The organism is Clostridiales bacterium (assembly GCA_015243575.1).
Taxonomy (GTDB): domain Bacteria; phylum Bacillota; class Clostridia; order Peptostreptococcales; family Anaerovoracaceae; genus Anoxybacterium; species Anoxybacterium hadale.
This window is the reverse complement of record CP042469.1, coordinates 1,314,111-1,328,125: the sequence shown is the minus strand read 5'-3', so window position 1 is coordinate 1,328,125 and position 14,015 is coordinate 1,314,111. Positions and strand designations below refer to the sequence as shown.

The 14,015-nt window shown below is 44.5% G+C and carries 11 protein-coding genes; 10 read left to right on the top strand and 1 reads right to left on the bottom strand.

Translation table 11 applies throughout. The features are described from left to right. The first annotated feature begins 7 nt into the window (after nucleotides 1-7). From FRZ06_05755 to FRZ06_05735, 5 genes are all read left to right on the top strand, one after another. Nucleotides 8-1,123 (top strand): BMP family ABC transporter substrate-binding protein, encoded by a 1,116-nt coding sequence (locus tag FRZ06_05755; protein QOX62878.1) that lies wholly within the window; start codon nucleotides 8-10, stop codon nucleotides 1,121-1,123. 147 nt (nucleotides 1,124-1,270) lie between these two features. Next, nucleotides 1,271-3,055 (top strand): adenine deaminase, encoded by a 1,785-nt coding sequence (locus FRZ06_05750; protein ID QOX62877.1) that lies wholly within the window; start codon nucleotides 1,271-1,273, stop codon nucleotides 3,053-3,055. A 17-nt stretch (nucleotides 3,056-3,072) separates the two neighbouring features. After that, on the top strand, nucleotides 3,073-4,806 hold the full coding sequence (gene ade / locus FRZ06_05745; GenBank protein ID QOX65853.1) for an adenine deaminase: 1,734 nt from the start codon (nucleotides 3,073-3,075) through the stop codon (nucleotides 4,804-4,806). A gap of 251 nt (nucleotides 4,807-5,057) precedes the next feature. Continuing rightward, entirely contained in the window at nucleotides 5,058-6,014 is a 957-nt protein-coding gene (locus FRZ06_05740) for a 4Fe-4S dicluster domain-containing protein (protein ID QOX62876.1), read from the top strand. A gap of 132 nt (nucleotides 6,015-6,146) precedes the next feature. Further along, nucleotides 6,147-7,211: an FkbM family methyltransferase gene (locus tag FRZ06_05735; GenBank protein ID QOX62875.1), complete on the top strand. Its 1,065-nt coding sequence runs from the start codon at nucleotides 6,147-6,149 to the stop codon at nucleotides 7,209-7,211. A 97-nt stretch (nucleotides 7,212-7,308) separates the two neighbouring features. Here FRZ06_05735 and FRZ06_05730 read toward each other — a convergent pair whose 3' ends face one another. Then, nucleotides 7,309-8,283, bottom strand: a complete 975-nt coding sequence (locus tag FRZ06_05730) for a hypothetical protein (protein ID QOX62874.1) — start codon at nucleotides 8,281-8,283, stop codon at nucleotides 7,309-7,311. Nucleotides 8,284-8,917: 634 nt separating this feature from the next. On the opposite strand from FRZ06_05730, the gene FRZ06_05725 reads away from it, so the two are divergent. From FRZ06_05725 to FRZ06_05705, 5 genes are all read left to right on the top strand, one after another. Further along, complete coding sequence (locus FRZ06_05725; GenBank protein QOX65852.1) at nucleotides 8,918-9,973, top strand: substrate-binding domain-containing protein; 1,056 nt, start codon at nucleotides 8,918-8,920, stop codon at nucleotides 9,971-9,973. Nucleotides 9,974-10,060: 87 nt separating this feature from the next. Continuing rightward, the gene (locus FRZ06_05720; GenBank protein ID QOX65851.1) at nucleotides 10,061-11,599 is read left to right on the top strand and encodes a sugar ABC transporter ATP-binding protein; all 1,539 of its coding nucleotides are present in this window, start codon (nucleotides 10,061-10,063) and stop codon (nucleotides 11,597-11,599) included. Next, nucleotides 11,587-12,639: an ABC transporter permease gene (locus tag FRZ06_05715; GenBank protein ID QOX62873.1), complete on the top strand. Its 1,053-nt coding sequence runs from the start codon at nucleotides 11,587-11,589 to the stop codon at nucleotides 12,637-12,639. Before FRZ06_05720 ends, FRZ06_05715 begins: the two co-directional genes overlap by 13 nt. 34 nt (nucleotides 12,640-12,673) lie before the next feature. After that, entirely contained in the window at nucleotides 12,674-13,327 is a 654-nt protein-coding gene (locus FRZ06_05710) for a class II aldolase/adducin family protein (protein QOX62872.1), read from the top strand. 28 nt (nucleotides 13,328-13,355) lie between these two features. Continuing rightward, entirely contained in the window at nucleotides 13,356-14,012 is a 657-nt protein-coding gene (locus FRZ06_05705) for a hypothetical protein (protein QOX62871.1), read from the top strand. Nucleotides 14,013-14,015 lie beyond the last annotated feature (3 nt).

Here is a 14,015-nt window from a genome sequence, read left to right as displayed (position 1 = left end):
TCAAAAGATGAAGAAAAAATGGATTAGTATGCTACTTGTAATGATTATGACTGCGGCACTATTCGCAGGATGTTCCGGAAGCTCAGCGCCGGCAGAAGATGCTGCCGCGAAGGTGCTTGATTATTCAACTGTAAAAATCGGTGAAATCACCTCTCTGGTCGTAAATGACGGAGGATGGTGTCAGGCAACACATCAAAGCTTGCTGGCCGCTATGGAAGAATTGGGGATTCCAGAGAGCAATTTAGTCGTCATTGAAAATGTTATGGAGGACCAAACTTCTGTGACCAATGCATTTAATGCTTTGGCAAGTGAAGGTGTGAATATCATCATCGGTGCGAGCTCCGGCTATGCAACGTTCCTCTCTGATCTGGCAGCGGAAAATCCTGACATTGTTGTAGCACAGCATGGTGATCAGGTTCCTAACCTCATCGGATATCAAATTAGAAATTATGAGGGAATGTTCCTTGCGGGATATACTTCTGCCCTTATGTCAGATAGTGATAAGCTTGGATTTGCTGGCAGTATGTCCGAGGCTTCTGTAAGAGCTGCGATCAACGGCTATGCATTGGGCGCAAAATATGCGAACCCAAATGCTCAGGTGCAGCTGGTTTGGGCCAACAGCTGGTATGATGTGGATCTGGAAACACAGAGTGCCAAAACTCTCATCAACCAGGGTATTAAGTTTATGGGTATGGAAGCATCCTCACCAGCAATCCCGCAGACTTGTGAAGCAAACAGTGCTTACTGCATTGGCTATAACGTGGACATGCATGATTTGGCTCCGAATGCGGTGATGTTCTCCTATATGTGGAACTTCGCTCCGATCTTCAAAGATGTACTGACCGCGACAGTCGAAGGTACAGCAGACACGAGCAAATATTATTATGAAGGCGGAGATTGTGCAGAGATTTCTCCTTTCAATGAGGCAATCGTTCCGAAAGAAGTTCAGGACAAAGTGCTTGCCGCAAAAGCAGCCATTGCCAGCGGAGAAATCAAAGTGTATGGCGGTGAACTGAAAGATAACGAAGGAAATATCCTAGTACCTGCCGGTTCCGTTATGAGCGATGAAGACATTAAAGTACAGGAATTTCTCGTTGAGAATGTGATCGGTACTTGGAAATAAAGGTGAATTGACCATTCACAGCCATTGATTTTAGTAACCGATCAAAATTGATCCAATGAAAATTCGTCAGGATCCCTGCCGCAGGACGGGAAACCTGGTTCGCCAGCAATGGCCGGGGGATCCAAAAAATATTTATTGGAGGCTTATATGCAAAAAAATATTACAAACTTAAAGCAACTGATTCGTGCCGGCAGAGGACTGATTCCGGCAAGTACTGTGATTTTGAACGGAACACTGGTAAACGTCATGTCCAGTGAAATTTATAAGGCCGATGTTGCCATCTATGAAGATACCATCGTTGCCATTGGGGATGTCCAGGATTACACAGGTCCAGAAACGAAGACTATCGACGCTTCTGGCAAGTATCTGGTTCCGGGGCTTATTGACGGACATATTCACAGTGAATGCAGCAAGCTCAGTATTACCAGTTTTGCCAAAGCGGTGGTTCCCTGCGGAACCACCAGCATCGTCTCCGGCTTGGACGAATATATTTCCGTTTCTGGACTTGAGGGCTTAAAAGAAGTATTTGAAGAGATCAATGCAAGCCCGCTGAAAGTATTCTGGGGTGCACCATATCGAACGCCTTACACCTTCCCCCAATCGACAGTTGCCTTTAACTTCAACAAAGAGGTTCATGCGAAAGTCCAGCAATGGCCCGAATGCTTCGGCGTCTGGGAAACGGTTCGGGAGTATGTGCAGGAAGAGGACGAAGAAACCCTTGGTGCAATTGAACAAGCATTCAAGAACAGGCTTCCTGTCTTCGGCTGTGCACCCATGGCCAGAGGAAAAGACCTGAACGGATACCTTTGTGCAGGGGTCCGTCTGGATCACGAGAGCTATGACCATGAAGAAGTCGTTGAGAAGATGAGAAACGGAATGCACATGGTTATCAGAGAGTCGTCCGTTACTCATTTTTTGAAAGAAAACATTAGAGCTGTCACGGAAGTGAATCCAGCCTTCGCAAGGCGTGTAAGCTTTTGCACCGATGATGTAACAGCTACGGATGTGATCGAAAAGGGACATGTGGACAACTTGGTTCGCCTGGCCATTGCCGAAGGAGTTGCGCCTTTGACTGCAATTCAGATGGCTACCATCAATAGTGCTGAGGCTTACAGGATCGATCATCTGGTAGGCTCTATCTCGCCGGGAAAAATCGCAGACATTCTGTTGGTTGACAGCCCCGAAACCTTCCATGTGAACGCGGTTATTTCCAATGGACGTCTGGTAGCAGAAAACAGTAAGCTCAACTATAAACTGTTTGCACCGACAAGAAGCAGCGTTCTCAGCAGCGAATTAAAATGTGCAAAAACAACTAAATCGGATTTCGAATATCGAGTTGATCTTGAAAACGGGCAGGCGAAGGTTCTTGCTATGAATGTGATTGGGCCTTTCGTACGAAAGAGAAGAGATGTTATACTGGAGGTAGAGGATTTTATCGTTCGGCCTGACATCGAGCAGGATGTACTCATGGTATCCGTACTGGAACGTTTCGGAAGGAACGGCAATAAATCCTTGGCATTCTGTTCCGGCTGGAAACTGAAAAAAGGAGCAATGGCATCTTCTGCTGCCCCCGACGACAATAATATTATCGTGATGGGAGCCGATGCTGCCGATATGTCACTGGCTGTCAATCATCTGATTGAAAACGGTGGAGGTCAAGTAGTTGTTGCAGACGGCAAGATTATTGAATTCCTGTCACTTCCTGTAGGAGGAATCGCCAGCGATCTGGAACCGGAAGAAATTGCTTACCGTGAAACCTTGCTTACAAAAGCAGCAAATCAATTGGGCTGCGATTTGCCCGAACCGCTGATGTATATGTTCTTTCTGCCGATTACAGCGATTCCTGACTATGCGATCACAGATGTAGGCCCTGTTGATTGTATTGCATTAGAAACATTTGATCCGATTCTTGAACTTGTAAAGGACAAATAAGGAAGGGGTTAATGGGTATGGAAAAAAGACTCTTAAAAAAACTCATTGATGTTGCAGCAGGACGAACTCCAGCTGATCTGGTGATCAAAAACTGTAAGGTCATCGATGTTTATAACGGAGCTATTACCGAAGGTGACATTGGAATCTGTGAAGGCTTGATTGCAGGTGTAGGAACTTATGAAGGACTCAGAGAAATTGACGGAGCAGGACAATATGCTGCGCCGGGGTTCATTGACAGTCATATCCATGTGGAATCCTCCTATGTCTGCCCTGAAGAGCTGGGGAGGCTGGTTGTTCCACATGGTACAACCACCATCATTGCAGACCCCCATGAAATTACCAATGTCTGCGGGCTCAAAGGTCTGAATTATATGATTGAGGCCTCCAAGGAAACCGTACTTGATATTAAATGGATGCTTCCATCCTGTGTACCAGCCACGCCATTTGAGCATGCGGGTGCGGTTATTGACGCAGAAGCTATGAAGGAGCCAATTCAAAATGAACGGATTCTGGGTCTTGGGGAGTTTATGAATTTTCCTGGAGTGATCTATGGAACCGATGACAGCTTGGACAAGCTGCTTGTTGCCAAAAATCAGGGCAAACCAATCGATGGGCACAGCCCGGGCGTTACCGGCAACGAGCTGAATGCTTATGCGGCCCCAAGAATCCGAACCGATCATGAATGCTCTTCTGTAGCTGAAATGCACGACAGAATTGCAAGAGGCATGTACGTATTGCTTCGGCAGGGCTCGGCCTGTCACAACCTAAGAGATTTGTTGAAAGGCGTGACTCCCTTAAACAGCAGGCGCTGCCTGTTCTGCGCCGACGATTGTCAGCCAAAGACAATTTTAAGTACCGGGCATTTGGATCATCACCTGCGTATATGCGTTGAAGAAGGAATTGATCCTATTATGGCTATTCAGATGGCAAGTCTCAATGCAGCGGAATGCTTCGGGCTGGACGACAGGGGGGCCATTGCGCCGGGACTGAGAGCGGACATCGTGCTATTTGATGACCTGAAGGACTTTAACATCCAAAAGGTCTTGATCGAAGGTAAGGAAGCGGCTTGCAAAGGGAACTATCAGTTGCCAATCAAGCGTCATGACATTTCAGAAACCAAGGGCAGCTTCCACGTCAAAGATTTTTCAAAGGAAAAGCTGAAGCTGACCATACATTCTGACAAGGCACATGTGATCAACATCCTGCCCGGTGGTGTTGTTACCAGTAAGGAAACGGCGGAAATCAATCGGGATGAAAACGATACATTCTGTTATGATGAACATGCTGATATTGTCAAGGTTGCAGTGGTGGAGCGTCATCAGAATACCGGAAATGTGGCAGTGGCTCTGCTTAAGGGATATGGCATAAAAACAGGTGCAGTCGCACTTTCCATTGCCCATGACTCCCATAATATCATTGTGGTAGGTGTGAATGATGTGGATATGGCCTTTGCGGTAGAAGAGCTGATCAAACAGGACGGAGGGATTATCCTCGTAAAGGATCAGGAAGTTTTGGAGAGCATGCCCATGCCGATCGCAGGCCTCATGAGCGATCAGAGCGGTGAGTGGATTGATGAAACATTAACAAGGATTCACAAAGCAGCACACGAAGTTCTGAAAATCAATGAAGATGTAGAGCCTGTCATGACCCTTTGCTTTATGTCCTTGGCGGTAATCCCAGAGCTCAAGCTTACGGATATGGGACTGTTTGATGTGACGAAGTTTGAATTTATACCAATTGAAGCACAGTAAGCTTTTATACAATTGATACCGCTTCTTTATAGTGGAAGAGCTGCATGTCACAATGCAGCTCTTTCCTTTGCAAGCTGCAAAACACTGACAGAAAACTAAATCGTTCTGATTCGGCGGAAAACTTAATGCAATTCTAATCTTCCCATATTCAATTGTTAATCTTTACCGAATATACTTAAAAAGATACAGGTAATTTTATACATTGAAACGCTTTCATTACATGTATTGAATTTTATTTAGGAGGATCACAAATGGATCAATTCGCAAAGAAGTGGGAGCATAAATCGGACGATAAATGGGATATCTCACTAAAAAGCTTTGTTTTGCCAGCTGTTTTTCTAGCAATCTTTTGGGGACTGGCAATTCTGCTTTCAATCCAGTCAGGTGCTATGTTCTACTTATTTAACTTCGGGTACATAGGCACTTCGGTTGCAATCGGTATTTTTTTAATTCAGACATTACCTAAAAAACATAAAGCGTGGGGAAGAAGAACTTCTCAACTATTGGTGGGCTGCTACATGCTGTTCTTTCTCGGCTTTTTTGGCAGAGAAAACATGCAGATTGAAGGTTTTTTCATGTTGCTGTTATCCGGTGTATTTGCTGCGGCGACCATGCATTATCTGATCGCCAAAATTGCAGGGCCGCTGATTTTCGGGCGGGCATGGTGCAGCTACACGTGCTGGACCGCCATGGTCTTGGATTTACTGCCTTTTAAAAGACCGCAACAGAAACGAATCAAATATCTCGGTGCGCTAAGGTACTTGTATTTCATTCTTTCTTTAAGCCTGGTTCTGGTGATCTGGTATGTGCTGAAGGATCCGGTGAAGCCGCAATCCACCACAGAGCTTTGCTGGCTTATTGGAGGAAACCTTTTGTTTTACAGCGCCGGAATTCTATTAGCATATCGTTTACAGGATAACAGAGCATTTTGCAAATATCTGTGCCCAATTCCCGTATTTCAAAAGATTACCTCAAGATTTGCGCTATTCAAGATTAAGATTGATCCTGTAAAATGCGTAGACTGCGGAAAATGTGAACAGGTATGCCCCATGGATATCAAGCTGCTGGAATATAAGAACAATCAGCAAAGAGTCTTGTCAACGGAATGCATATGGTGCAGCACTTGCATCTATGAATGTCCGAAAGCTGCAGCGTCAGTAACCGTGGGCTTAGATATGGGCAGGAAAGAACGATTGTATTTTCGGTGAACGGCTATTTTTCGATAACCGTGTATTATTGGTGCAGACAATTTAAATGAATCAGTTTCGTTTTCTCCATAGGCTGAATAATATAATCATTAGGGATAATGCGTCATCCTCCAACAGGATGATACAAATCGGATGATTGATAAATCAACTTCACCTTTGAAAGAGAGAATTATGATGACAACACAAACCAGCCCTCTGGAACCGGAGGCCCAAACGAAAACCGATTTGGGATATCCGATACAGAACGAAAGAATCTCGATACAGGTAGATAAATACTTTGGGCGGCTTATGGAATTTATTGGCCAACGAAATTTGGACGGAGTAAAGGATGCGATCAAACAGAATTTACTACATCAGAAAATAACCGATCCGAGCAGCTATATGGCAATCGTAAATTACTATAACAGGTTCAGCAGCTTATGGGGAGGATATGATCCTGACAATGGGATCTTTGATTTGATAGATAACAGGGCAGATGCATTGTTAAATCATAAGCAGGACTTTGAATGGCTGTATAGTAGGCTAGGCGACTATCGATCCAAAAAGATTTTGCTCAATATTTTAAGTTATTGGCTGAAAACTGATAAAGCCCTCATTGGCAGTATCTGTGATAAGTGCTTCTCGCAGTATTTCGATTTTGATTTGATCCATTGTGATGCAAATGAAGTTTTTGTGGACGTGGGGGCATACATCGGTGATTCACTGGTTGAGTTTACCAATATGTACGGAAGGGCTTGCTATAAGAAAATCTATTGCTATGAAGTTGTACCTGCTAATGTTGAGAGAATTCGAGAGAACGTCGAGGCGTTTCGATTGAAAAATGTTGAAATAAAAAGCAAGGGCGTTGGTGAAAAAAACGGAGTGCTCTATCTGGCAGAGGATGGGATTTCCTCTGTCAATCAACTTTCGCAGTCGGGCTCTATTGAAATCCCGACGGTGGCTATCGATGAGGACATTGAAGGGCCCGTGACCTTCATAAAAATGGATATCGAAGGCGCGGAAGAACAAGCACTTATGGGGTGTCTGAAAAAGATAAAGGAGTATCATCCCAAACTTGCTCTAAGCGCTTATCATAATCACAAGGACCTTTGGAAGCTTGCGAGAATTATTGAGGACACGGATCCATCGTACCAATTCTATCTGCGTTATTATGGTTACGGGATGTTGCCGACGGAATATGTACTCTTCGCGATTTAAGATCTGGTGAATTGGCATAAGCTTGAGAGATATGCTCCCTTTATGAGAGACGGTGAATGTAGAAACACTGTTAATCATGAGGGAGCATTTTTTTATTTTAAGAAGGCAATGATCCGGAATCCAGCAGATTTAAAACTTGTTTTGCAGTATTCTCATCAATCACAAAATAGTGGATTACCTTTGTTCTCAGCGCACCGATGATGGCAAAAATCTTGCTGCTTCCGACAGCGATGGCCATTACGTTCTTTGTTGCTTTTAATATGTTTCCATCTACACCGATGATCTTATTGTTATAGTCGCATTCTATAAACTCGCCTTTGATGTTAAACCTGCGTGCACAAAGGTCTCCTACGACCAAATCCGAATACTTGCCAATCTCCTCAAGGATATTTTGGCCGCCGCATCGGAATTGGCGAAGCTCGTCACGTTCCTGAAGTTTTCCAATACCAAGGACAGCATAATCCATATTCTGCCACCGATCCAGGACGGGCTGCATAAATGTACTTTCTATTAGCCGTCTTTTATCTTCCAAAGTTTCAACAAAGCCAGGGGCATAGATAAATAACGGATATCCCCGCAACTTATCTGCGAACATTCGAATACTCTCATTTAATTGATGCTCCTGGGTCAACAGCGGAGATGCTCCGACCATTGGGACAACACTTACGTCGCACAAGTCTGTATCGCTGGGGAATGATTGCATGAAATCATAACAGGTATGACCCCAAGCAATTCCAATGGAAGAATGGCTGACAAAAAGATCTGCTGCAAAGCGCGTCGCCTGGGAATTAACAACGCGTAAGAGAACCTCGTCGTTATGCGTTCCGTTGGGAACAACGATGCAGTGCCGAAGTGCAAATTCTTTTTCAAACCGTTCTGCCAGTTCTCTATTGTTAATCGAGGGATCTTTCACTTGAACCTGTACGATTCCACTGTTCTTTGCTTCTGTTAAATACATTGATACGGCTGAACGGGAAATGCCAAATATATTCGCTATTTTTTCCTGAGTCAGCCCTTGGTGATGATACATCTTTGAAATTTCAACAAGTTTTTGAATATCCGAATGATCCATAGTATTCCTCCTAAACTGGTAACTGAGTTATTATACTACACAACAATCATCACTGTCAAAAGTTATGGAAAAGTTTTTGACGTATTCTTGGATTGTTATTTAGGATAAGCTCTCAGAGCTCTGCCACAGGGTTCTTTGTGATGGAGTGTGTTGAAATGGGTATGTCAGCAAATATGCGACAAATACAGAGATGAATGATATATGCGATAAATGACATATAACATGTCATATGTCATGGCCATTTAAAGCCCGAAGAACTACTAGTGCCTTCAGCTGCATAAAATAAGACGTTTTAATTGTTCGATATTAGAAAATGAATTCGAGAGAATCCTGTCGCAAATGGAAGAACTTACAGCATAACACTAGCACTAAAATCTGAAAATGTGATGTATTTGAAAAATGTTATGACAATATTCAAATCATGATTGACATTGGATTCTTCGTTTGATAATATTAAAACGAAATTGGAATATGTGATGACATATGTCAATCTGACCAGGGGATGAAACTCTAGAAACAGAACCTTGTGGGTTATGGATTTTTATCCATCGATATATGAAACCCGTAAATAAAGGAATAAGGAGAGGATAACATGGAAAAGAAAGTATTGGCACTCATCTTGGTTATTGCTATGATGCTGGGTCTGGCCGCATGCGGCAAACAGGCGCCTGCATCCTCAGGTTCTGCAGCAGACGGCAGCGGGGCTGCGGGAGCTTCTGCAACAGGTCTTCGAGGTTCTTCAGATGAAAACTATTACATGTGTGTGTTTGTTTCTGGAGTTGAGTACTGGTTCCCTGTGTATGCCGGCATGAAGGATGCCTGTAAGCAGCTTGGTGTTAACTGTTACTATGAAGGTACCACCGAATACGATGCTCAGAAGCAGGTTGATTCCTTCGAATCCATTCTTGCGAAAAACCCCAAAGGAATTCTTCTTTCGCCAATCACCGCGGAAGCTTTTAACGAACCAATCAACCGGGCAATTGATCAAGGCGTCACAGTTGTAACCTACGCCTCAGACTCGCCGGATTCAAAACGTCCAGCTTACGTAACCTCTGATAACATTAAAGAGGGTACTGCAGCGGCTCGTGCTGTTGCGGAAGATATGGGCGGCAAAGGCTCTGTAATGGTTCTGCGAAACCCGGGACAAACAAATCACGATATCCGCTGCGATGCGTTTATTAAAACAATCGAAAAGGAATATCCCGGAATCAAAGTAGTTGCCGACATTGCCACCAAGCAGGACTCTCAAGCCGGCTATGATGCAGTCATGTCTACCTATCAAAAGTACCCTGACCTGGGCGGTGTGTTCAGCCCGGAATCTGTATCCATCACAGGAGCTGCAACGGCGGCGAAGGAACTTGGCGGAACCATTCGCTGTATGTGCTGTGATACCAGCGATACCTTGCTGGATATGCTGAAGGCCGGGGATCTATTCGGCATCATCACACCAGATCAGTACATGCAGGGATATCTGGGTATGATGTCTTTATTCATCGCTGCTCATCCTGAAAATGTGAATCCGATCAACGAACGCAAAGCTTTAGGACAAAATATCATGGATATCTCGATTGATAATGGTTTAACGGTTGTGACAGCCGAAACAGCAGATTTCTATTATACTGCTGATTATGCAAAGAAGATTGGCTATGCAAGCATTGAAGATATGCTGAGCCCTTATACTGTTGATTAAGTAAATCGTGAGATTCGCAATGATCAGCAGAACCTTCTACATAAACTGAACTTGCGGATCTCTATTTTTATCGTATTGGAGGTAGGTATTTTGGATGCTTTGCAACTAAAGGGCATATCGAAATCATTTGGACGCAATCAAGTGCTTTACAGCATTGATTTTAATCTTCGTCCTGGTGAAGTACACGGCATTATGGGAGAAAATGGTGCAGGGAAGTCCACGTTGATGAATATCATCTACGGAAACCTTAGGCCTGACGGCGGAGAAATATACATTGATGGAAGGAAAACGACAATTAATGAAGTGCGGGATGCGCAAGCTCTGGGTATCTGCTTTGTCCATCAGGAAATTGCACTCTGTCAGGACGCCACTGTTGCAGAAAATATTTTTATGACGCAGATCGGGAAGGGGAAACGGTTCGAAATGAAAAAGCTGGCTGCAGAGGCCGAGAAAATATTGCAGCCCTTAGTGAATGGAGCCATCAATCCCTGTGATCCTGTAGAAAAGCTTTCTATTTCCAGCCAGCAGGTCGTCGAGATTGCAAAAGCCGTTTCGAATAATTGTAAAATCCTGATCTTAGATGAACCAACCTCGTCGCTATCCGGTTCGGAAGCAGAAGCGCTACATCAAATGATCCGGAACCTGAAACGTCAGGGAATTGGCATTATCTATATCAGCCACAGAATGTCCGATATCTTTGAACAATGTGATCGTGTATCGGTCCTGCGCGACGGTCATATGGTTTCCACCTGCGAAGTCCGCAACGCATGCGTTCAGCATCTTGTCAACGATATGGCGGGCCGTGAAGTGAATATGCTGTATCCCTGTAAGGCAGAGGATGAATGCTGTGGTGATGAGAACGTTGTTTTGGAGGTTAAAGAACTAACGGATGGAAAAGGGAAGTTCAGCAAAATCTCATTTAAGCTGCATAAAGGTGAAATACTAGGCTTTGCCGGATTACTCGGTGCCGGTCGAAGTGAGATCATGGAGGCAATTATTGGGTTGCGCCGTCTGAAGTCGGGAGAAGTAATCTTTAAAGGCAAGAACATCACAGGAAAGACAACGGAAGAAATTTTCAACGCAGGCCTGGTTATGCTTCCGGAGGACCGTAAGAAGATGGGTTTGTTTCTGGACATGAACATCCAGATGAACACAACGGCGAATTATTTGGGGCAGGTTTCAAAGAATGGTGTGATTGACTTCAGCCGAGAAAAAGAACAGGCTCTTGGTCTGGTGTCAAAAATGAACGTGCGGTGTTCTGGAATCAACCAGATCGTTCGAAGCCTGAGCGGTGGAAATCAGCAAAAGGTATTGCTGGCAAAGGTTCTGGCAAAAAAACCAGACATTGTGATTATGGATGAACCAACCAGGGGAGTAGATGTTGGAGCAAAAGCGGAAATCTATCGATTGCTGCGGGACTTGACGAAAGAAGGTGTCAGCATTATTCTGGTATCTTCCGAATTGAATGAAATCATAGGCATGAGCGACCGCGTTGCGATGATTGACAGCACAGGAATTCTGGTTAAGGATGTCAAAGGATGTGACATTAATTCCGATCATATTATGTACTACATTTCTGATGCTTATAAATATCAGGAGACAAATAGAGAGGTATGCTCAAAATGAACGATGTAAAGACAATGACTCCGGGGAGAATACGAACTCCGGGAAAGATACATAAGGTGGGATTGTCGGGCTTATTGGAAACGCTTAGCGATGTCCGTGAAATGAGTCTGATCATAATTATTGTTCTGGTATCCATATTACTAGCGTTTACCAATGATTATTTTGCAACCTGGGCAAATGCGAAAACACTGCTGGGCAGTATCTCAATCAATGGAATTTTGACCATTGGAATGATCATTGTTATGATCTCCGGCGGCCTGGATCTCTCCATCGGATCGGTGATGTGCTTGTCGATGGCATTTGCAGCAACTGCGATTCGTGCGGGTATGAATCCATGGATTTCCGCATTGGTTGGCATTCTCTGTGCCATTGTATGTGGACTGGTTATGGGTGTCATCATAACCAAACTAAATCTCTCTCATTTTATCGTAACCCTTTGCTTTATGGGGATTGCAAGAGGTGTAGTGTACGCTATGACTTCCGGCGTGAATATTTCGCTCGTATCAAATATGAAAGAAATGCCTGCCATTGCTTATCTTGGCTCAGGATATATCGGTGGTTTTCTGCCGATGACGTTTCTGGTATTTATTGTCCTGGCAGTCATTACGGAACTGTATGCGCGGAAGTCTGCGAATATGCGAAAGGTCTACTATACGGGAAGCAACGAACAGGCGGCAGCATACTCGGGAATCAAGACAAAACGGGTAAAAATTGCGGCTTGTATGGCTTGCAGCACGATGGCCGGTATCGCAGGGATTATTTATATGAGTAAATACTCTGGTGTGGCAACCAGTGCCGGGATCGGGCTTGAAATGACCGCACTTTCAGCAGCAGTCATCGGCGGCGTCAGTATGAATGGAGGAAAAGGTACCATCGCAGGAGGGTTGCTGGGATTGTTGTTTATCGTTCTCATCCAGGATGCGATGAACTTGTTTTCCGTTCAGGCGTTCTGGCAGGATTTGATCCGTTATTTGATCGTTTTACTGGCTGTTATTTTAGATGTGCTTCAGGAACGGGCTCGCAAGAGGAAGAATTCCTGATTCTATTTTAGATGTTTATTAGGAGATTTGACTTATGTATGAGAGTGATAAAATTCAGATCATTGACGTGGCGAAAGAAATCAAGCGAGTCGGTTTGATTCAATTGTCCGGCGGCAATGTCAGCGTGCGGAAAGAAAACGGCGATATCATCGTGACTCCTTCCGGGATGCCCTATGAGACAATGACAACGGATCAGATTCTTGTTCTGAATAAAGAAGGGGTGATCATCGAAGGTAATTTGAGACCGTCTGTTGATACCGTAGCAATTCGATACATATTTGATCACTGCCCGGAGGTAAACGCAGTGATTCATACACACCAGCCTTATGCCACTGCAGTCGGGCTGATCGGAGATGAGCTTCCAGCCTGCTGTACGACCCTGTGCAACGTTTGTCTGGGAGCGGTACCCGTCGCTGATTACGCCAATGCAGCAAGTGAGGATATGGGGATACAGACAGTAGAGAATCTGAATGGGAAACGTGCGGTCATCCTGAAATATCACGGTGTGATTTCTGTTGGGCCAACGCTCAAAGACGCAGAGTATGCGGCGATTTATCTGGAGGATGCGGCAAAATTATACTTGGCGGCAAAGGCGGCGTCAAACAACGGAGTCATTTCGATCATGACCGAAGCGCAAGCGGAAGAGTCTGTGAATACCCATAAAACTTACGGACAGAGAAAGCTATAGTTTGGGAATTTAGGAAGTGGAAATTGAGATGAAAAGAAGGCTATGGTTGATTCTTGGTGTGTCAGGAGCGCTCATTACCAGTTATACAGCGCTGTTCCTTCTGCAATCAGGAGCAGCGGAACAAACCATTCATGATCCGGTGATTCTCAAAACAAATGAGAATGAATACACCGAGAGCGAGGTTCGTGCGCGGATGGCGCTGTATTGTCAGAAATACTCTTTTTCGATGGAACAGCTTCATGATGATCCCGCGTTTTGGAATCAGATGGTGGATGACATCGTGTATGAATATGCAAGCTCAGAGATTGCTCGTGAACTCTGTATTCAAGAGGAGCCGGGAGTGCTCAATGAGACGGAGCAGAAGGAAGCACAGGCGTATTTTGACACTCTTTTAGCAGATATTGATGGGATGGGTGAGTCACAAAACAGCTATTTAGAAAAGCTTGGGTTCACGCAGGATACACTCTGGACACTTTCAGAAAATCAGGCCTATGCAGCCAGACTTTTGAATTACTGGTCACAGGATCTGGTGCACTCCGGCGATGCGTCAAAGAAGAACTATGAGGATCTGCTGAATTATACACGCAGGATGTGGGATGAGATCCACGCGCGCGTGGATCGTGGAGAATATGTAATCAATCAGTCTCCGCTGCTTCAAGTTGTTACTACCCAAAAGGAGGAATAAAAA